Source organism: Streptomyces sp. NPDC101219, assembly GCF_044767675.1.
In the GTDB taxonomy this organism is placed as follows: Bacteria; Actinomycetota; Actinomycetes; order Streptomycetales; family Streptomycetaceae; genus Streptomyces.
Map to the genome: position 1 here is coordinate 99,135 of NZ_JBIWOK010000013.1, position 17,791 is coordinate 116,925.

Below are 17,791 nucleotides of genomic sequence, written 5' to 3' on the forward strand. Positions count from 1 at the left end.
GCCGGGCGTTCGGGCAGGGTCAAAAGAGCGCGGACTGTACGGCGGCGGGCGGTGAGGAGAACTGTGCGCCGAGGACGATGCGCCGACCCTTGAGGATGCCGAGGTCGAGCAGGTAGGGCAGTTGTTCACCGTCGCCGTCGAGGGTGGCGAGGACCTGGGAGCCGAGGCAGGAGAGCACCGTCAGCCCGTGCTCACCGGAGCGTGGGTCGTGCGGGTACAAGGCGCGCCCGGTCTCCGGCGTCCGCAGCAGGTCGCCTTCGCTGGGCGGCGTCCACGGCTCCGGTGTGGCCGGGACGTTCAGGCCGCTCAGGGCCTCGGTGGTGCGGTCGAGGTGCCGCTGGTGCGCGGCACCGGCCGGGGCGAGGTCGCGCAGCTCGGCCAGGGCCGTCAGCTTGGCCGCGGCTCGCACGGTCTGCGTCAGGCCGAGGTGGCGGGTAAGGGCATCCTCCAGGAACCGCACGGCGCGGCCGTCAGCACTCCGGGCGAGGTAGGTAGCGATCAGGGCACCCTGTTCGTCGAGGCGGGAGCGCTTACGGGGTTCGGCCGCGGTGCCGATCTTGGTGGTGCCGTCGGCGAACGTCGCCAGGTACAGCCAGTGCGGCTGGGCCATGTACGCCGCCAGGGCGTCGGGAACATGCCCGCCGGAGTGGAACCGGTGGGCGAAGCGGAAGTCGTCCCGCCCGGCGCAGGCCGGGCACTGTCCGCCGGCCTCGGCCGGGGCCCGGTCAGGGCAGGCGACCGCCTCGACGCGGACGCGGTCGGCGAACCGGTACCGGCCGGTGCACCACCGGCCGGTACCGCTCACCTGGTAACTCAGGCGCCTGCCCATGACCGGGGCGTAGACGAGTGGTCCGCCGGTCACGGGGGCGAGCAGAAGACGGGGGTCTGCGCTCGCCCAGGTGATGCCGTGACAGACGTATGTCCCGCTGGCGGGCAGGGCCTGGTCCATGGTGCGTTCCTTGTCGATCGGGGAGGGAGGGCCGGTTTAGACGGTCAGGCGCAGACGGTCGGCCAGGGCAGCGGCGGCGGCCTTGAAGACCTGGTCGCGGTCCAACTGGGCGACGTCCAGCGTCAGCCAGGCGCCGCGCTCCGCCTGTTCGCGCATCTGGTCCAGGACGGTGTCCTGGTAACGGATGAAGTCCTCGTCACCGCCGCCGGCGTGGCCGGCCTCCAAGGAAGTGAACGAGCCTTTGCGGACGAGAGCCTCGCGGGCACCGATGTTCAGGAAGAACACCAGGTCCGGCTTTGTGAGATGCGCGAAGACCTGCTCGCACAGGCGGGGGGAGACCTCGGGGTTGACCGCGTACCGGGCGAGGATCTTGTGGTGCGCGTTGTCGAGGATCACGTGGGTTCCCGCGGCGAGGGCCGGCTGGATGACGAGCCGGTCCTGCAGGGTGTACCAGGAGGCCAGGGCGAGCAGCCAGTAGTGGTCGCCGCATGCCTGGGCGACGCCGGCGTCGCGACGGTAGACCAGCTCGTTGAGGCGGTCGAGGTAGGCGGACAGCTCCGGGTCCCGGCGGACGTCGGTGCTGTGCTTGCCGATGAGGACTGCCGTGTGGCCGGCGTCGTTGAGGGCCTGGTGCAGGCGGGCGGCGAGGGTGGACTTGCCGGCCCCGTCACCACCGACGAAGGTGATCAGCTTCCCGGCTGCGGTGGTGGTCGGCGCGTTCGCCGTCATCGGGATTCTCCCAGGAGGTGGGTCGGGCTGGCGGTCAGGCGGCCGGTGATGATGGTGCGGATGCGGTCCACCAGGACGGCCCGCTGGCGCAGGACGTCGCCGTGCCGCTCATTGGACAGGTCGGCGGGATAGTGGGTGGCGAGGTTGTTGGAAATGACGTGGAGGTAACCGAATCTGATCCCCGCCTGGCGCGCCGCCGCCCCCATGGGGCCGATCTCCGGGTCGACGAAGGCGTACGAGGAGGTGTGCTGGGCCAGCCAGTCGCGGTTCTCCAGCAGGATCGACGGGGAGGACACGTGCAGGCCGCTGCGCACCCCATCGTGGGCGGCGGCGTAGTCGCCGAAGAAGTCGTCCCAGCTCACCAGCGCCCCGCGTACCAGGCTGGTGTTGCCGGTCGCCAGCCAGGCGTTCGGTTCGACGCCGGGGGTCAGCGAGCCGACCTTGCCGACGTAGACGACATCGCCTGCGCCGAGTTCAGCAAGGCGCGCGACGACCCGTCCGGCCACGTCTCCCCAGATGCTGTGGAGGAACCCGAGGTAGACCACGCGACGGTCGGCGACGTCGAGGCGCTGCCACGCGTAGCCGGGTCCGCGGGTCCACACTCCATTCTCGGGAGCAAGGTACTGAAGGCCCCAGCCGACGATCACCAGATCGCCGTCCAGTTCCAGGTCGAGCGCGTCGAGCGCCGCTCGGCACTCCTCCTGCTCGGGCGGCTGATAGGTGACGGTATCGGCGGGGCGGCCGGTCATGGCCAGGTACGTGGCGATTATCAGGGCGTAGTGCTGGACGTAGTCGGCTCCGGGGAACGCCTTGACGACGAGGTCACGGCCGTGGATCTCTGCGGTGGGCCGTTCGATGTTGAACAGTTTCCCTGTCTTCTCGTACCGGGAGACCACCGCCTTGCGGTCGTAGCCGCCGATGACGCGGATGCTGTCCCAGTCCTGGTCCTGGATGAGGTGGTGGACCTTGATCTCCAGGTAGCGCAGCAGCCTCGCGTGGGTCATGGTGTGCCCGGCTGGCTCGATCGGGGCGGCGCGTAGGAGTCCGGGGGTCCGGTCGGCGAGTAAGGGCGTCATCGGTGCTCCTAGGCGATCGTCACGGTGCTGCCGGCCGCCGCGCGAACGACGGAGATGTTCTTCCGGATGAGGTCGAACCGGTCTTCGGGGATCGGGCCGAGCTTCTCGATGCGGGGCGTGGAGGGCTTCTCGTACGGCCCTTCGGGCAGCAGGGCGACGCCCATCGCGCCGAGGATGACCGGGGCTGCGCCGTCCACGGAGGAGATCCACTCGTGCTCGCGCTGCTCGATCAGCTCCAGGTGCCCGGTCCGGCCCAGACCGAGCAGCCGGTAGATGAGCAGATCGTCGACCAAGCCGCGATCCTGCAGGTAGGCGGTCGCCAACCAGCGGGTGCGGCACAGTTGCTCGCCGGGATCCGGTCGACGCGAGGCCGGCAGGGCGATGGCCCCGGCCCAGCCGCTGGTCACGAAGGCGTCGTAGGTGCGCAGCCACTCGTCGTCGTCCGCGGCGTGCAGGACCGCGCACAGCCGGAATGCGTCGCCGGACAGCTTCCGGATCTCTCGCGCGGCCTTCTCGCTCGCCTTCAAGGTCGCGGCCCCGTCCCGCATGACGTCCGGCAGGATGATCTCCCTGGCGGACACCGCCAGCGCGGCTTCGACGAGGCTTTCCGCCGGCAGGTTGTAGCCGAGGTCGAAGAGCCCGTTGTCGACGATGATCTCGGCGCCGCGCTCGGCCTCGCGAGCGAAGAAGGCCCGGTAGCTCTCGTCGGACAGCACGTGCTGGGCGGCCACGTGGTGGACGCGGGCCGGCTCCTGGGCGACGAAGTTCTTCAGGTAGGCAGGCGGAGCGATGACGGAGAAGTCGATGCCCGCCGTGGTGATCACGACGCCCCCCACAGGCCGGTGGTGAGGGTGAGGAACTGCTGGGAAAGGACGGGGTCGGTGCCGAAGCGCCCGCCCGAGTGCACCGTGGTGGTGCGAGCCTCCTCCATCCGTACGCCCCGCATGCTCATGCACAGGTGCACGCCGCGCACGGCGACGGCGATGTCCTCGTGTCCGATCACGCCGTTGAGGTATTCGGCGACCTGGCGGGTGAAGCGTTCCTGGACCTGCAGTCGGCCGGCGAAGTGCTGGGCGATCCGCCCGAACTTCGACAGGCCCACCACCTCGCCATCCGGCACGTATCCAGCAGTGACCTGCAAGTTCATGGGCAGCATGTGGTGCTCGCAGAGCGACCACACGCTCATGCCGCCCACGATGACCAGCTGACCACCCAGCTGGGACTCGGTGAAGCAGGTGGCCGTTTCGGCGCCGTCCGGGGACAGGAAGGCTCTCCACCAGGCCGCGACGCGGTCCGGGGTGCCGGTCAGCCCCTCGCGGGCGGGGTTCTCGCCCAGCTCGACCAAGAGCTGGTGGATCAGGCCGGCGACCCGGCCGGTGTCGATGACCGTAGCGGGCCCGGCGACGGCAGCCGTCGCCGCCGCCGCAGGGCTGGCGATAGAGGTCGTCATGGGCGTCTCTCGTTTCCGGGGACTGGGGAACGGATGGGGCGTGGAGTCGCGTGCGGTCAGCGGCCTCTGGCGTCCGCGAAGGCCAACACGTGAAGGCGGGTGGTGAAGTGCCAGTGCCGGGCCGCGACCCCGTCCGCGAGGACCCGGGTAGTCGCGGTGATCACCTCGGGGGTGGTGCCCTCCGGCATCACCCACACCGGCGCGAGCCGGTGGGCGTCGGCCAGCTCGGCGATCCGGTCGAGGTCTTCCACCGTGGAAGCGACGAACTTGAACGCCGCCCGCCCGGAGGCCACAAACGCCTCCAGCGCGGCTGGCACGATGCTCTTGGTCTCCTTCACGCCGAAGCTGGCAAGCTTGGGCGAGACGTTGAACCGGACCCCGTCGGCCACCAGCTCGGGAGTGGGCGCGATGGTGCCGTTCGTCTCGAACTCGATCCGCTTGCCGGCTGCTATCAGTCCCCGGACGAGAGGCACCAGTCGTGCCTGCTGGATCAACGGCTCGCCGCCGGTGATCACGACCAGCTCGACCGGTGAAGACGTGGCCCAGGCCACCAGGCCCGCGACGGATTGCCTCGTCGACTCCTCGTGCGGGTCGAAACGAGACCAGTCCCAGGTGTACTTCGTGTCGCATCTCGTGCAAGTGAGGTTGCACCGGGACAGGCGGATGAACAGGGCCGGGTGTCCGCAGCTTGGGCCCTCGCCCTGAAACGTCGGCACCTCGGTACCGAAGCACTCCGCGACGATCAGGGATTCGCCTTCGGCAGCTTCCGGTTCGAGGTTGAGCGGCTTGGTTGTTGTCATTGGCCCACCACATCGAAGCGGGCCCAGCTGCTTGCGGTCTCGCGGACCAGGACGGCGACAAGGCGGCCGGGGATCTCCGACTGGAGGTTTTGAACGAACCAGCCAGCCAGGAACTGCGCCAGGCGCTCCGAGGTGGGCTCGAAGGGCAGGATCTCGTGCAGGTTGTGGTGGTCGAGCTCGGTGTCCAGGAACGACTTGAACGGGGCGAGCGCACCGAAGTCCGTGACAAAGCCGGGATCCTCCAGCGCGGATGCAGTGAGGATGACCTCAACCTCGTAGCTGTGCCCGTGCTGGCGGGAGCACTTGTGCTCATGCGGCAGCCGGGGAAGCCGATGGCCAGCCTCGAAGGCGAACTTCTTACCGATGGTGAAGTTGCCGGGCGGTAGTGGAACAGCAGTGAAGCCCATTCGATTTCTCCGAGAGGTGAGGGTGTGGCTGATTCGGGCGGGGTGGGGCAGCCGCCTCTTCAGGCGGCTACGGTCTGTGCCCCCAGGTGGTTCTTCGCGGCCTTGTCCAGCACCTTGGTGAAGTGCTCGGCGCGCTCGTCGCCCTCGGCCTCCTGAGCGCGGAGGCCCCCGAAACGGGCCCAGTACCGCCGGCAGACGTCCCTCTCCATCAGCTTCGAGGCGTAGAACGGCAGACGCCCCTCCCGGACGAAGCCGAGGCGGTCGCGCAGGCTGAGCATGCAGATGAGCTGGTTGGCCTTCAGCAGCTGCATGTACTCCTCGACGTCCAGGTCCTCGGGCGTCCAGAGCTTGGCGAGGTCAGGGTTGGCGGACATCTGCGTCAGCCAGTCGAGTTGGTTGCGCGCGACGGTCGCCTCATTTCGTTCGGCCTGGTGCCGCGCGTCCTGCCTCAGCCGGGCGGCTCCGACCACGACGGTGGCGAGGGAAACCGCGGCGCCGGCAGCGAGGACGGCGGTGGTGAGCTTCATGCTTTAACGGTCCTTTCACGCAAAGTGATCTGGGGCGAGGGCGGGTCTGTGGAAGCCTGCGGGGCTCGCTGCGTCATGCGACCCCCGCTAGCACGACGGCCGGTGAGCCGCCGACAATGCGATCCAGGGCGTACCGGCGGCGCACAGTGTCCAAAGCGACGGCGATCGGCGGCAGTCCGACGGCGGCCCTTCGCTGGTCCAGCAACTGCGGCGCACGCAGTGGGCACAGCTCCACCCCTGCTGCGCTGACGACGAGTTGCGTCCCGAACTCTTGGGGGCGCCCGCTGTTGACCAGGGCGCGGTCGTGAAGGTGGGCCCAGTGCTGGATGCGCGCATCGCCGACCTGGACCGCACGTTTCAAAAGGGTGGTGGCCGCCCGCTGGAAGTCGGGTTCGTCGTCGGCGTGAAGAGCGATGCTCCAGGCGGCACGTGCTGCGTCGGGGCCCACGAGACGGTGGCCGGGCCAGTCATGTTCGGCCAGGATGCGGCGCAGCACTTTGGTGTCGGCGTGCTCAGCGTGACGGTCCTGGCCGAGGTGGACGGCGTCGAGCTGGTTGCGTACGCGTCTGGCCCGGCGTGCTGCCGACTGTGCGGCGCGGGCGATGAGTTCGCGGGCGAGGTCCGGCCGCAGCGGTTCCGCGGTCCTCACGCGATACTCCGCTGGTCGGCGGCGGACTGCGGCTCGTGGACCTGGCAGCCGATGAGCGCGCTCAGCCCAGGCCGAAGCTCAGCGGTGAGTTCGAGGCGCGCGACTCGCTCATGGTGCTGTCCGGTGCCCGATCCACGGACGTCCCAGCCCATGTCGGTGAGCCGACGAAGGAATGTGGCGATCGGATCAACGTCGAGAGGATGGCGGGCCATGGCCTCGGCCCGCACAAGCGGTACCTCGAGCCGGGCGGCGAAGTCGGAGGCCCACAGAGTGATCAGCCGGACGGTGTCATCGGAGTGACCGGGCAGGGTGTGAACGCAGTCCAGGAAGAGGCACGGGCCTTCGCCCCATCCGAGGTCGGGCCCGCGTTGCGGGATCATGCAGGCCAGCAGCAGCCCGTCCTCGAACAGTCCAGCCGGTTTCACCTGCGGGGCGCGGAACAGGGCCGGGATATCGGACCGGGCGGGTGTAGGCACCCCGCGTATGGCGAGCCAGCGCTGACGGTCCTGGACGAGGGCCGCGGCCTCGTCCCGTTCGGCGTCGGTGCGCAACGACCGCATCTCGTACACGGCCGGTAACCCTTTCGCGCACTGGCTTCGAGGCGCGGGGGAGGACTCGATGGCCGCAGAAGCGGGTGAGGCATTCACTGGCTCGCTCCGCTCTCCATCGTGGTGGCCCCCCTGGCGCCCAGCAGGCCCCACGCGTGGGCCCAGGCGACAAGTTGGGTGGTGTTGGCCGCCCCGGTCTTGTCGAGCAGTTCGTCATGTGCGGCTCGCACGTCGGCGGGCGCGATCTTGGCTATGGCAGCAATGTCGCTGGGATTGCTGTGCTCAGCGACCGCCCGCAGCAACAGTTGCTGCTCTGGACTGAGTTCCGGCATTGGCCTGTCCGTTGTGGGCGGAGCGACCTGCCGGGCGTTGCACAGGAAGTGCACGATCACCGGGGGCTTGCAGCGGGGCGGGCAGTGGAGGCTCTCCCGGATGTCGCGTACGTACTGGCGGACGGTCACGGCCGACAGCCCGGTCCTCGCGGCGATCTCTTGAGGGCCGAGGCCGTCCACGAGGTGCTGGGCGACGCGCTGCTGGGTCGGGGTCAGGGGGGTGATCGGTGCGCTGGTCATCATGCGCAGGGTCACGGGTGTCTCTTTCGCGGCTGGGTTGAGGGATATCGGGTGGGGTGTCGCCGGACCCCGCGGGGGACGGGGGCCGGCGACACGGGCCCGTGCGCGGCGGTCTGGATTCACGGGGCGCCGCACACGGGGGCTCATGCGGCTGTCGGGTCGGGGCGGGCCCACGCCGCTTCGGCGGCGAGACGTTCTGACCACTGGATGTGGGCCTCGTCGAAGGCGGCGTCGGCGAGGCGTATGCGCTGGACTTCGCCGGTTCCGGCCGGTGGGTAGGTGAACTGGATGTCGCGCCACAGGCGCTGGAGGATGTAGTCGCCGTTGAGGGCATGGGCGCCGTGCAGCTCCATGGCGTCCTGGGTTGACTGCATCGCCCACTGGTGGCCGAGGTACTTGGCGTTGATCAGGTCGGCGTCGCAGGGCAGGCCCTGGTCGAGGAGGTGCACGGACTGATAGGCCAGGATTCGCCCGGCGCGCAGGCGGGCCTCCATGTCACCGATGCGGTCCCGCAGAACCGGCAGATCGGAGAGGGCGCCCCGGTAGCGGGAGCGCGTCTTGAGGTAAGCGGTCGAGGTGGCCACGACTGCCTCGTGTATTCCCAGGCTGACTGCGGCCAGGTTGGGACGGCCGTACAGGATGCTGCTGCTCTGCGCTACGCCCAGCCCCTGGCCGATCTCTCCGACCACGTTTTCCTCGGGGACGCGGACATGATCGAGGTCGAGGCGGCCGGCGGAGAAGCCGTGCAGGCCGAGGCCGGGACGGTGGTCGGCGACTGAGAGCCCTCGGCGCTTGGATTCGACCATGAACGCGGTCAGCGCCTGGGAGGTGCTCACGCCTGCCTTGGCGGTCCGGGCGACCACGAGGTGGGCTCCCGCGAGGTGGCTATTCCCGATGTGGATCTTGCTGCCGGTGATCACCCATTCGTTGCCGACGTGCTCGGCGATGGTCTCGATGCCGCCGATGTGTCCGCCGGCTCGCGGTTCGGTCACGGCGATCGACAAGAGCAGTGAACCGTCCGCTACGCGGGGCAGCCAGCGGCCCTTCTGCTCGTAGGTGGCGAAGTGCAGCAGGGCGCCGACGGGGATCAGCGTGGCCTGGAGGATGGCCGCCGCAGCCGCCGAGACGCGGGCAATGCGGTGGACGAGGATTGTCTTGGCCACGTGTCCGGCGTCCAGCCCGCCGAAGGAGGACGGGACGCTGACGGCGAACCAGCGTCGTGCGGCCATCAGGTCGGCGACCTTGCGCTCCACCCTGCCGGGGGCGGCCTCCATGCGTGCGGCGCGCGGCGCGATGTGCTCGGCCGCGAAGGCGTCCGCCTCGTCCCACAGCAGTTCGTGGCGGGCGTTGAGATAGGGGCGCAGCGCCGGCGGCGGCGTGGTGGGTGTGGCGGGCATGGTCCTCTCCCTCTCCCTGGATGAAGGTCGCACGGTGGAGCGGCCGGGGATCGCCTGCGGCTCCCGGGTGGGGGGTCGTGCAACGGACTAGCGGACGGGCGCGCGGGCGATGTGGTCCATCACCCGGACGCCGGCGTTGATGACGATGTCTCTCAGCCGTCGGGCCTCGCTCAGGGGCCGCTTCTCGGGGTCGATGACGCACACCGTGCCCAGCACGGTGCCGCTGTCGTGGATGAGCGGGGCACCGAAGTAGGAGCGGATCCCGACCGCGTCGACCACGGGGTTGCCGCTGAAGCGCGGGCTGGCGTGCACGTCGTGCAGCGGAAGGGCCTTCTTGCGGGCCATGACCTCCGGGCACCAGCCGTGGTCGCGGCTCATGGTGCGGCCGACGATGACGTATCCGCTGTCCGCGGGCGGCTGGTGCAGCCCGACGAAGGTCTGCTCCTCCAGGAAGAGGTTGACGAAGCCGTACAGGAACCCGGCTTGTGTGGCCATGTCGCGGGCCAGTTCGTCGAAGTCCTCGCTGGCAGCGGTGGGCACGCCTAGGCGATCCAGCAGCTCGTACCGCTGCGCCAGCTCGGTCGCCTGCTGGGCCTGCGGGACGGGGACGGCGGCGCCGGCGGGGAGGGATGGCCCATGGGTGACGTCCCGCATGGTACGTCGCGGCAGCGACTGCGTGAGGGGGGCGGTCTGCCGCGCGCGGTAGGGGTCGTTGGGCTGATACGACATCAGGCGTCCTGAAAGGTGGTAGTGGATGCGGGGCGAGCGGGGCTTGCCGATGCGCTCTTCAAGGCGTGGCCAACGAGGGTCAGCAGGACGCCAGCGACGTGGTTCGGATCGCGGGCGTCGCAGGTGACCACCGGCACAGAGGCGGGCAGTTCGAGGGCGGTGCGGACCTCATCGGGGTGGTAACGATGTGCTCCGTCGAACTGGTTCACCGCGACGACGAAGGGCAGGCCGATGTCCTCGAAGAAACCGACGGGGGTGAAGCTGCTTTCCAGGCGGCGGGTGTCGACCAGGACGACCGCGCCGACGGCTCCGCGACAGAGGTCGTACCAGAGGTCGACGAACCGGTCCTGGCCGGGCGTGCCGAACAGGAACAATTCCAGGGGCACGGGTGCGTCGGGCAGGTTGAGGCGACCGAAGTCGAAGGCGACCGTGGTGGTCTGCTTGGCCTCGACGCCCGCCAGGCTGTCCACGTCCGCGCTCGCCTCGGTCAGGTACTCCTCCGTGCTCAGCGGCGTGATCTCACTGACGGCACCCACGGCGGTGGTCTTGCCCGCGCCGAAACCGCCAGCGATCACGACCTTCAGCACGGTCGGTGCACCGGTACGCGGGCGCGACGACGGCCGCAGCACCACGGCCGGGTCACCCGGCCTGGGGGTAGGCGATGGCATCGGGCCACTTCCTCTTCAGGCCGGCAGACAGGGCCGCCAGCAGTTGTGCAGAGGGACGTGCATGCGCGTCGGACGCGGCATAGGCGGTGACAGGGACGACCAGGGCGTCGGCGTCCAGGAGGTCGGAGATGAGGATCTTGACGGCGGTTACGGGACGGCCGAGTCGGCCCGCCAGCTCGGTCACCGAACGCCGGTGCTCCCGGCACAGGGCGAGGATCTCTGCGCATTCCTCGGCCTGGCCCGGGCCGGGCCGCCCGGGTCCGGCATCCAGCACCGTGTCCAGGCCGAGCAGATGCCGTGGCCGGGTGCGACCGCGCGTCAGGGTGTAAGTCCGCACGAACGTCGAATCCTCGGCCGCGCTGCCGTGTGCGGTCACCGGACCTCATCACCCGTGCCGACGCGGACGGGGATCTGCATGTAGGGGGCGAACTTCTGCACCAGGCGCCCCATCTCGAACCCGACGGTGCCGGCATCGGCGTCCATGGTCGCGATCACCGCGAGGACCGTGTCCACCACGCCCCGTTCGTTGCCGGGATGGCCCTCGAAGGCCGCGCTGCGACCGGAGCTCTGGACGAAGATCAGACAGTCGTCTCGCTCGATGACGACCTGCCTCGCCGGCCTCTTCTTGTGGGTGGGACCGGTGATGTTCGCCGCGAGTGAGGCCACTCCGCTGATGGCGGCCGACAGTTCGTCCGCCCAGTCCTTGTCGACGTCGCTGTCCAGCAGCCGTAGTCCGTCCCGCGAGAGCAGGACGGCGTGCGTGACGCCCGTCGTGTCGGAGGCGAACTGCCGCAGCAGCCACGCCATGTTGTCCCGCTTTCCGCTTGCCGTTGTCTCGGTTGCGGGTGCGTCGCCGGTCACGTTGTTCATCGCGGGGTGGGTGCTCATAGGGATCGCTCCAGAAGGGGGGAAGGGCCAGCGGATGTAACGGCCACCGGGAACGTGGAGGGACGAGGTTCAGGGACTGGGGTGCTCTGCCGAAGCGGTGGGAGAACCGGCTTGCCCGCCGGCCTGGATGCCGGTGCGGAAGGCGGCAGCGAGCCCTGGCGTCGCCGCGGTCACGGGGGCTTGCTCCCGCTCGTGTGGCGGATGGAACGTGCCGGCCTGGCGTCTACGCATGGGAAGGGCGGGCGCATCAGCAGAGTGACCTGCCTGTGCGGCTTCCGGCGCCCCTGCGGTACCGGGGCGTGGGACCTGCCCCGGCCTCGGGGTGGCTGGAGTCGCGGCAACCTGCTGCGGTTGCGGCGTCAAGGGGCGGGCGTCCTGGGGCAGCGCGCTCGCATCGTCGACGGAGGGAATCGCTACTAGGAGCCGTGCCGGGATGACCACCAGGGCGGTGGTGCCTCCCGTCACGTTCTCCTGCAGGAGAACGGACAGCCCGTGCGACTGGGCGATCTTCGCGGCGACCAGCAAGCCGAGCTGCCCCGCTCGCACCTGGCCGCTGACGTCGACCTCGTCGGGGGCCTGGAGCAGGTGGTTCATTTGCGCCCGCGTCTGCGGATGCATGGGGATGGCCCGGTCCTCGACCTCGACCGCCAGCCCGTTCGCCACCCGCTGCGCACGCACCATCACCTTCGTAGCCGGATCGGAACACTCACAGGCGTTCTCGATCAGCTCAGCCAGCAGGTGCGTCAGGTCCGGACCCACATGGCCGGGAAGACCCACCTCCGCGCCCACGGACCCGGCCGCAACCGCCACCCGCGGATACTGCACGACCTCGGAGACCGCGCCGCGCAGCACGCTCTTGACGGGAACGGGCCGACGCACGCTGCGCAGGGACTGCCCGCCCAGCACCGCCGTGCTCTCGACCTGGCGACGCATCCGCGTCACGAGGTGATCGATCTCGAAGATCTTGGCCAGCAGCTCCGGGTCGTCGGTCAGCATCTCCAGCTGGCTCAGTGCCTCGAGCGCCTTGCCGACCAGCGCGTGCTCGCGCATGGCCAGGCGACGCAGCACTTCCAGGAGGACGACGGACTGGGACTCGTCGTGCACCCGTATCAACGACGCGACGGCCCGCACTTGGAGAGCACTCAACGCCTTGTCAATCTCGGCGTCAGGGAGGGCAGGTGGCGCCTGCAGGTCCGGCAGCGGCGGGCGTCCCCCGCGGCACAGCTCGTCCGCCGACCACTGCACCGACTTCTCGATGGCCGCGGCTGCCCCTGCGATTGCTGCCAGTGCCGTTGCCCGGGCCTCCTCCGCCGCTGCCTGTATGGCTCCTGCGGCCGTTCGCGCTCCGCGAGCCGCCATCGTGGCGACGCCCGCGAGTCCGCAGATCAGGCCGGCCAGGAGCCAGCCGGGGCCCACCGCGGACACGGACCAGAGGGTGAAGGCGGCACCCAGCAGGGCGGCAAGGAGCACTAGGGGCAGTGCGACGGCGCGGTGGACACGGTGCAGGGTGAACGCGTTGATCGGAGGTCGCCGTCGGCGGTGGCCGGTGGCGGCCGGCCGTGCCGAAAAGGCGCTGTCAGGCATGGGAATCCTCGTCAGGGTGGGGGTGGCTAGGCGTGCTGCAGCGTCAGGTCTGCGCAGGTCTTGTGTGTGCTGCGTGCGGTCGAGCGGGGTGACGGAAACGCGACCGCGCCGCGGTGGGAGGACTGCGTCGCCAGGAGTTGAAGCAGCCGGGCGCTCTGGATCAGGCCCATGTGGCTGAATGCCTGCGGGAAGTTGCCGAGCTGGCGCTGCTGGACGGGGTCGTACTCCTCGGCCAGGAGGCCGAGGTCGTTGCGCAGTGCGAGGAGGCGTTCGAACAGGGCGTGGGCCTCGTCGAGGCGGCCGGTCAGGGCCAGGGCGTCTACGAGCCAGAAGGAGCAAAGGACGAATGTGCCCTCGTCTCCGCTCAGGCCGTCCACCCCGGTGTGGTCGCCGATGGTCGGGTAACGGCGCACAAGCCCGTCAGACGTGGAGAGTTCACGGCGCACTGCGTCCACGGTGCCGATGACGCGCGGGTCGTTCGGCGGTAGGAAGCCAACGCGGGGGATCAGCAGCGTGGCGGCGTCGAGTTCCTTGGAACCGTAGGACTGGGTAAAGGTGTTGCGCACCGGATCGAAGCCCCTGGTGCAGACCTCGTGGTGGATGGTTGCCCGCAGCTCGGTCAGGCGGGCCAGGTCGATGTCGAGCGCGCCGGCTTCGGCCAGGCGGATGGTGCGGTCGATCGCCACCCAGGCCATCACCTTGGAGTGGACGAAGTGCTGGCGTGCCCCGCGGATCTCCCAGATCCCCTCGTCGGGCTCCCGCCAGCGCTGTGCCAGGTGCTCGACGAGCCGCTGGTGCAGGACCGCGGTGTCGGCACAGTGGGCCACACCGCTCTCGTGCGCGAGGTACAGGGTCTCGATCACCTCGCCGTACACGTCGAGCTGGAGCTGGTCCGCCGCCCCGTTCCCGACCCGCACCGGCGTCGAGCCCTCATACCCGGGCAGCCAGGGCAACTCCCGTTCCCGAAGATCACGCTCTCCGGTGATCGCGTACATGATCTGCAGGTTCTCTGGGTCGCCGGCCACGGAACGCAGAAGCCAGCGCCGCCATGCCTGCGCCTCCTGCCGGTAGCCGGTCTCCAGTAACGCGGCCAGGGTCGTAGCGGCGTCGCGCAGCCAGGTGAAGCGGTAGTCCCAATTGCGTCGGCCGCCGATCTCCTCGGGCAGCGAGGTGGTCGGCGCGGCGACGATCCCGCCGCTCGGGTGGTAGGTCAGTGCCTTCAGTGCGATCAAGGAACGGACCACGGCCTCACGGTAGGGGCCGTCGTAGGTGCACTGCTGCGTCCAGTCCTGCCAGAAGGCGAGCGTCTCGGTGAGCGCCGCGTGCGGGTCGGGGATCTCCGGAGCCGGTGCGTGGGACGGGCACCAGCTGAGCACGAACGCCACGCTCTGCCCGGCGCGGATGGCAAAGGCACTGACGACGACCCCGTCCTTCTCCGCCTGCGGGACGCAGGTGTCGAGCCACAGTGCGTCCGCGCCGGCCTCCGCGACCATGCGCCCATCGGCCTCGTGGATCCACGGGCTGACGCTGCCGTATCCCGGCCGCGGACGCATGGCCGAAACCATTGCCACCTCACCGGCCAGACCCTCGACGATCCGGATCACCTGCGGTGCCCCGTCGCGAGGCGGCATGAAGTCCAGGACGCGGACCGACCCGGCCGGTGTGCGCCAGATCGATTCGAGGACGAGCGTGTCACCGCGGTACCGGCGCTCGGCCACCGCTTCGGGCCCGGAGGGGCCAGGCGCGGCCGGGGCGATCTGCCAGGTGCCGTGCTTGTGCGTGCCGAGCAGGCCGGCGAAGACGGCCGACGAGTCGAACCGGGGCAGGCACAGCCAGTCGATCGAACCGTCGTCGCAGACGTGGGCACTGGTCTGCATGTCGCCGATCAGGCCGTACTGCTCGATGCGCGGGAGGCGTTTCATCGTGTGGGTCTCCGTAGTCCCCGTGGACCCGGGGGTGGCTTCGGGGCCGCCGGGGCGGCCGGGAAGTGTCGGTGAGAGAGGCACGGTGGTTACCGGTCCGGGGGAGGTCTGTTCTGCCTCGGCCGGGGATCCACGTCCCGTGGAGCAATGCGGCCGGTTACTCGCTCACCACGAAGAGCCAGCCACGCCATGGGACCGAGAATCAGCGCGATCAGAACTGCCCCGGCGGCGGTCATGTCCGGGGCACCGACGCGGCCAGAACCACGCACGCGAGGGCGAGAGCGAAGACCGCGCCGCGCAGCACGTTGATCGGCGGCTTCCACCAGCGCCGTCTCTGGACCGACTTCGCAGGGGCCACGTCGTGGGCCTGCACGGCAGCGATAAGGTCTTGGGTCGCCTCGGCCAGCCTGACCAGATGAACCCTGCTGGGCATGTAGCCATCGGGGAGGCCGCCCGAACAGAGCTGCAGCGCACGGAGCAGGGCTGGCTCTTGCGAAGGCGTCAGAGCTCCGAGCTGGCTGACGTGTCCTCGCAGCCGCAGTGCGAGGTCCTCCACATCGGCGGCAGTATCGGGTAACGGCGAGTCCTCGCCCAGCACGAGCGCCACCGTTTCCGTCGCCGAGGCCGCCGGGTCCCGTCGCAGGATGGGCTCACCAAGGGCGTGGCTTCTCCTTCCCTGATCACTGAGTTGGCACGCCCGGCGAAGGGCCAGCGAGGGACGCATGACGCAACTCCTAGGTGAATCAAGCCAACTTGAGCGAGGAACGCTGTGCACCGCAGGCAACTGACGTGCAAGGTGAGTGATCCTGCGGCTACGTTGAGCGAACCGCGAATCCCTGTCAGGGGGTATGCCTACGCGGCCCTCAAGGCCGTCAAAGGCGTCAAAGATCATTTCGGAACCGAGGGGCAGTACATGGCCCGTGAGAGAAACGTCGCCCTTGCCGCGCTCCTGCGCGAAGCGGGCTGGTCCCAGCCCCAAGCAGCCGCCGCGGTCGCTCGCGTTGCCGCGGAGAGCGGTGTACGCGAACTGGAGGCCATTTCCCGCTCCCACATCGCCATGTGGGTCCAGGGCACGAAGCCCAGTGGACGAGCGCCTCATATCCTGCGTGAGACGCTGTCCCGCAGGCTCGGCCGACGCCTCACCCTCGCTGACCTCGGACTGGAAGATGGGCCGACAGGATCCACTGACAGTAGTTCTGACTGGAGCGTCGACCCTCTGACCGTGCTGGCCGAGCTGGGAAGCGACGATCTGGACATGCACCGACGCAAGCTGTTGGCTACCACCGCGTACTCGGCCGCCGGCCTCGTCCTGCCTGCCGCTCCATGGTGGGCAGCCGCCCCGGCCGCGGCGGCCTCGCGCCCTGCAGTCTCCTCCCGGCTGGTGACTCAGGCTGACATCGACGATGTCCGCAAACTGACCACCTTCTACTCCGCGAGGGACCAGCAGCGCGGTGGAGCCTCGGGGCGCTCGGCCCTGGCCGGCCATCTTCGCGACGAAGCGGTGCCGCTCCTGGGCAGCAGGTTCCGAACGGAACAGCACCGCCGGGATACGTACTCGGCTGTGGCAGAGATGACCTACCTCGCCGGCTGGATGGCCTTCGACGCCTCCGAGCATCGGACCGCCCAGCGCTACCTCACCCTCGCCGCACGCATTGCGGCCGAAGCCGCAGACGGACCGCTGGGCGGCCACATCCTGCGTGCCCTCGCCCATCAAGCAGTCGACCTCGGGCACCCACGCAGAGCGCTCGACCTGGCAGACGCCTCCATGTCCCGCACCCACTACAGCCAGGCCAGCTCGCGGGAGAAGGCCCTGCTCGCGGTAGTCCATGCCCGCGCCCTGGCCGCCGGCGGCGACCGCCGCGGCACTCTCGCGGCCATCAGTCGCGCGGAGAGGGACCTCGCACGTGCCGATAACGAGGATGCCCCCGACCGCGTCAGCTTCTTCCAGGAAGCCTCCCTCGCCCACGAGACTGCGTGTGCCTTGCGGGACCTGGGAAATCCTCTCGACGCGGAGTTGCATTTCCAGCGCAGCGTCGCCACCCGCCGGCGGCAGCAGTATGCCCGTACCCACAGTGTGACGCTCGGCTACCTCGGTGCTGTCCAGGTCCAGCAGGGACGCCTCGATGAGGCATGTGGTACCTGGGGACAAGCGCTGGACGCCATGGCTGGCGTCCAGTCCGGCCGCGCCCGCGACGTCATCGTCCGCATGCAGAGCGACCTCTCGCCTGTGCGGCAACGTGGTGGCCGCCACGTCGCCGAACTGGACCGCCGGGCGCGGGAAATGCTGCGCGCCATAGGCTGACCACAGGGCACGTCCGCAGCTATTGACGGCAGCTGCTGAACACGCGACCCCGTTAGAGAGGAACGAGCGCCGATGGCAACGTACGAGGTCGAATCGATCGCAACGGTGGTCGGGGGCCACACCCGCGTTCAGGACGATTACCAGGGCGGAGTCGAGTCGGTCATCCGACTCAACGAGGCGTACCCCCTTGAGACGCTGCAGGGAATCGAAGAGTTTTCCCACCTGACGGTGACCTGGCTCTTCCACCTGGCGCGACCGGAAGACGTCCAGCTCCACGCACGCAGCCCCCGCGGGAATCCGGACTGGCCGTCGACCGGTACCTTCGTCCACCGCAACCATCGGCGTCCCAATCAACTGGCGATCAGCTACCCGCGGCTGCTCGAGGTCGAGGGACGGGACCTGTTGGTCACCGATCTCGATGCTGTAGACGGAACGCCCGTGATCGACTTGGCACCGTACTTCGAACAGATGGGGCCTCGTGGCCCGATCCGTCAGCCCGCCTGGCCCGGCGAGATGCTCGAACCGAATTACTGGGCGAAGGCAAGCGAACGGCCCTCGGAGCGCCCTGTGTGACAGAAGCGACTGAGCTGCCCG

General features: G+C 69.5%; 21 protein-coding genes. 2 read left to right on the forward strand and 19 right to left on the reverse strand.

The genetic code is table 11. From position 1 onward, the window contains the following. Nucleotides 1-19: 19 nt before the first annotated feature. From ACIRPP_RS24535 to ACIRPP_RS24625, 19 genes are all read right to left on the reverse strand, one after another. A complete protein-coding gene (locus ACIRPP_RS24535) occupies nucleotides 20-949 on the reverse strand; it encodes a DUF2797 domain-containing protein (RefSeq protein ID WP_403646594.1) in 930 nt (309 codons plus the stop codon). A gap of 36 nt (nucleotides 950-985) precedes the next feature. Next, nucleotides 986-1,678, reverse strand: a complete 693-nt coding sequence (locus tag ACIRPP_RS24540) for an AAA family ATPase (protein ID WP_006143029.1) — start codon at nucleotides 1,676-1,678, stop codon at nucleotides 986-988. After that, complete coding sequence (locus ACIRPP_RS24545) at nucleotides 1,675-2,754, reverse strand: hypothetical protein (RefSeq protein ID WP_403646598.1); 1,080 nt, start codon at nucleotides 2,752-2,754, stop codon at nucleotides 1,675-1,677. Before ACIRPP_RS24545 ends, ACIRPP_RS24540 begins: the two co-directional genes overlap by 4 nt. Before the next feature lie 8 nt (nucleotides 2,755-2,762). Beyond that, the gene (locus ACIRPP_RS24550) at nucleotides 2,763-3,578 is read right to left on the reverse strand and encodes a hypothetical protein (protein ID WP_403646601.1); all 816 of its coding nucleotides are present in this window, start codon (nucleotides 3,576-3,578) and stop codon (nucleotides 2,763-2,765) included. Further along, nucleotides 3,575-4,204 (reverse strand): GTP cyclohydrolase I, encoded by a 630-nt coding sequence (gene folE / locus ACIRPP_RS24555; RefSeq protein WP_403646604.1) that lies wholly within the window; start codon nucleotides 4,202-4,204, stop codon nucleotides 3,575-3,577. The genes ACIRPP_RS24550 and folE overlap by 4 nt, the downstream gene beginning before the upstream one ends. Nucleotides 4,205-4,260: 56 nt before the next feature. Further along, entirely contained in the window at nucleotides 4,261-5,004 is a 744-nt protein-coding gene (locus ACIRPP_RS24560) for a 7-carboxy-7-deazaguanine synthase QueE (protein WP_403646607.1), read from the reverse strand. Beyond that, nucleotides 5,001-5,411 (reverse strand): 6-carboxytetrahydropterin synthase, encoded by a 411-nt coding sequence (locus tag ACIRPP_RS24565; protein ID WP_093593327.1) that lies wholly within the window; start codon nucleotides 5,409-5,411, stop codon nucleotides 5,001-5,003. Before ACIRPP_RS24565 ends, ACIRPP_RS24560 begins: the two co-directional genes overlap by 4 nt. Before the next feature lie 59 nt (nucleotides 5,412-5,470). Next, nucleotides 5,471-5,938, reverse strand: a complete 468-nt coding sequence (locus ACIRPP_RS24570; protein ID WP_381089453.1) for a DUF6082 family protein — start codon at nucleotides 5,936-5,938, stop codon at nucleotides 5,471-5,473. 73 nt (nucleotides 5,939-6,011) lie between these two features. After that, nucleotides 6,012-6,587, reverse strand: coding sequence for a DUF6624 domain-containing protein (locus ACIRPP_RS24575; protein WP_403646611.1), 576 nt, complete (start codon nucleotides 6,585-6,587; stop codon nucleotides 6,012-6,014). Continuing rightward, nucleotides 6,584-7,156, reverse strand: coding sequence for a hypothetical protein (locus ACIRPP_RS24580; RefSeq protein ID WP_403646614.1), 573 nt, complete (start codon nucleotides 7,154-7,156; stop codon nucleotides 6,584-6,586). Before ACIRPP_RS24580 ends, ACIRPP_RS24575 begins: the two co-directional genes overlap by 4 nt. Before the next feature lie 74 nt (nucleotides 7,157-7,230). Further along, nucleotides 7,231-7,722, reverse strand: a complete 492-nt coding sequence (locus tag ACIRPP_RS24585) for a LuxR C-terminal-related transcriptional regulator (RefSeq protein ID WP_285557741.1) — start codon at nucleotides 7,720-7,722, stop codon at nucleotides 7,231-7,233. A gap of 128 nt (nucleotides 7,723-7,850) precedes the next feature. Further along, the gene (locus tag ACIRPP_RS24590) at nucleotides 7,851-9,104 is read right to left on the reverse strand and encodes an acyl-CoA dehydrogenase family protein (protein WP_189902702.1); all 1,254 of its coding nucleotides are present in this window, start codon (nucleotides 9,102-9,104) and stop codon (nucleotides 7,851-7,853) included. Nucleotides 9,105-9,191: 87 nt separating this feature from the next. Continuing rightward, nucleotides 9,192-9,833, reverse strand: coding sequence for a GAF domain-containing protein (locus ACIRPP_RS24595; RefSeq protein WP_285557742.1), 642 nt, complete (start codon nucleotides 9,831-9,833; stop codon nucleotides 9,192-9,194). Further along, nucleotides 9,833-10,420, reverse strand: a complete 588-nt coding sequence (locus tag ACIRPP_RS24600; RefSeq protein WP_073948172.1) for an ATP/GTP-binding protein — start codon at nucleotides 10,418-10,420, stop codon at nucleotides 9,833-9,835. Before ACIRPP_RS24600 ends, ACIRPP_RS24595 begins: the two co-directional genes overlap by 1 nt. A gap of 52 nt (nucleotides 10,421-10,472) precedes the next feature. Next, entirely contained in the window at nucleotides 10,473-10,877 is a 405-nt protein-coding gene (locus ACIRPP_RS24605) for a DUF742 domain-containing protein (RefSeq protein WP_006143017.1), read from the reverse strand. Then, nucleotides 10,874-11,389 (reverse strand): roadblock/LC7 domain-containing protein, encoded by a 516-nt coding sequence (locus ACIRPP_RS24610; protein ID WP_285557751.1) that lies wholly within the window; start codon nucleotides 11,387-11,389, stop codon nucleotides 10,874-10,876. The genes ACIRPP_RS24605 and ACIRPP_RS24610 overlap by 4 nt, the downstream gene beginning before the upstream one ends. 69 nt (nucleotides 11,390-11,458) lie before the next feature. After that, nucleotides 11,459-12,973: an ATP-binding protein gene (locus ACIRPP_RS24615; protein WP_403646621.1), complete on the reverse strand. Its 1,515-nt coding sequence runs from the start codon at nucleotides 12,971-12,973 to the stop codon at nucleotides 11,459-11,461. Nucleotides 12,974-12,999: 26 nt separating this feature from the next. Further along, on the reverse strand, nucleotides 13,000-14,895 hold the full coding sequence (locus tag ACIRPP_RS24620; RefSeq protein ID WP_403646624.1) for a glycoside hydrolase family 15 protein: 1,896 nt from the start codon (nucleotides 14,893-14,895) through the stop codon (nucleotides 13,000-13,002). 232 nt (nucleotides 14,896-15,127) lie between these two features. Beyond that, nucleotides 15,128-15,619: a DUF6415 family natural product biosynthesis protein gene (locus ACIRPP_RS24625; protein ID WP_403646627.1), complete on the reverse strand. Its 492-nt coding sequence runs from the start codon at nucleotides 15,617-15,619 to the stop codon at nucleotides 15,128-15,130. Nucleotides 15,620-15,808: 189 nt separating this feature from the next. On the opposite strand from ACIRPP_RS24625, the gene ACIRPP_RS24630 reads away from it, so the two are divergent. After that, on the forward strand, nucleotides 15,809-17,197 hold the full coding sequence (locus ACIRPP_RS24630; protein ID WP_403646847.1) for a Tat pathway signal protein: 1,389 nt from the start codon (nucleotides 15,809-15,811) through the stop codon (nucleotides 17,195-17,197). 72 nt (nucleotides 17,198-17,269) lie between these two features. Beyond that, complete coding sequence (locus ACIRPP_RS24635; RefSeq protein ID WP_055493703.1) at nucleotides 17,270-17,770, forward strand: SAM-dependent methyltransferase; 501 nt, start codon at nucleotides 17,270-17,272, stop codon at nucleotides 17,768-17,770. The last annotated feature ends 21 nt before the right edge of the window (nucleotides 17,771-17,791 follow it).

Excerpts from the sequence above, each read along its gene's own strand:
- folE (WP_403646604.1), bottom strand. The coding sequence starts at position 4,204 with ATGACGACCTCTATCGCCAGCCCTGCGGCGGCGGCGACGGCTGCCGTC.
- ACIRPP_RS24620 (WP_403646624.1), bottom strand. The coding sequence starts at position 14,895 with ATGAAACGCCTCCCGCGCATCGAGCAGTACGGCCTGATCGGCGACATG.
- ACIRPP_RS24545 (WP_403646598.1), bottom strand. The coding sequence starts at position 2,754 with ATGACGCCCTTACTCGCCGACCGGACCCCCGGACTCCTACGCGCCGCC.
- ACIRPP_RS24615 (WP_403646621.1), bottom strand. The coding sequence starts at position 12,973 with ATGCCTGACAGCGCCTTTTCGGCACGGCCGGCCGCCACCGGCCACCGC.
- ACIRPP_RS24630 (WP_403646847.1), top strand. The coding sequence starts at position 15,809 with ATGGCCCGTGAGAGAAACGTCGCCCTTGCCGCGCTCCTGCGCGAAGCG.
- ACIRPP_RS24565 (WP_093593327.1), bottom strand. The coding sequence starts at position 5,411 with ATGGGCTTCACTGCTGTTCCACTACCGCCCGGCAACTTCACCATCGGT.
- ACIRPP_RS24595 (WP_285557742.1), bottom strand. The coding sequence starts at position 9,833 with ATGTCGTATCAGCCCAACGACCCCTACCGCGCGCGGCAGACCGCCCCC.
- ACIRPP_RS24610 (WP_285557751.1), bottom strand. The coding sequence starts at position 11,389 with ATGAGCACCCACCCCGCGATGAACAACGTGACCGGCGACGCACCCGCA.
- ACIRPP_RS24540 (WP_006143029.1), bottom strand. The coding sequence starts at position 1,678 with ATGACGGCGAACGCGCCGACCACCACCGCAGCCGGGAAGCTGATCACC.
- ACIRPP_RS24625 (WP_403646627.1), bottom strand. The coding sequence starts at position 15,619 with ATGCGTCCCTCGCTGGCCCTTCGCCGGGCGTGCCAACTCAGTGATCAG.
- ACIRPP_RS24570 (WP_381089453.1), bottom strand. The coding sequence starts at position 5,938 with ATGAAGCTCACCACCGCCGTCCTCGCTGCCGGCGCCGCGGTTTCCCTC.
- ACIRPP_RS24635 (WP_055493703.1), top strand. The coding sequence starts at position 17,270 with ATGGCAACGTACGAGGTCGAATCGATCGCAACGGTGGTCGGGGGCCAC.
- ACIRPP_RS24535 (WP_403646594.1), bottom strand. The coding sequence starts at position 949 with ATGGACCAGGCCCTGCCCGCCAGCGGGACATACGTCTGTCACGGCATC.
- ACIRPP_RS24590 (WP_189902702.1), bottom strand. The coding sequence starts at position 9,104 with ATGCCCGCCACACCCACCACGCCGCCGCCGGCGCTGCGCCCCTATCTC.
- ACIRPP_RS24560 (WP_403646607.1), bottom strand. The coding sequence starts at position 5,004 with ATGACAACAACCAAGCCGCTCAACCTCGAACCGGAAGCTGCCGAAGGC.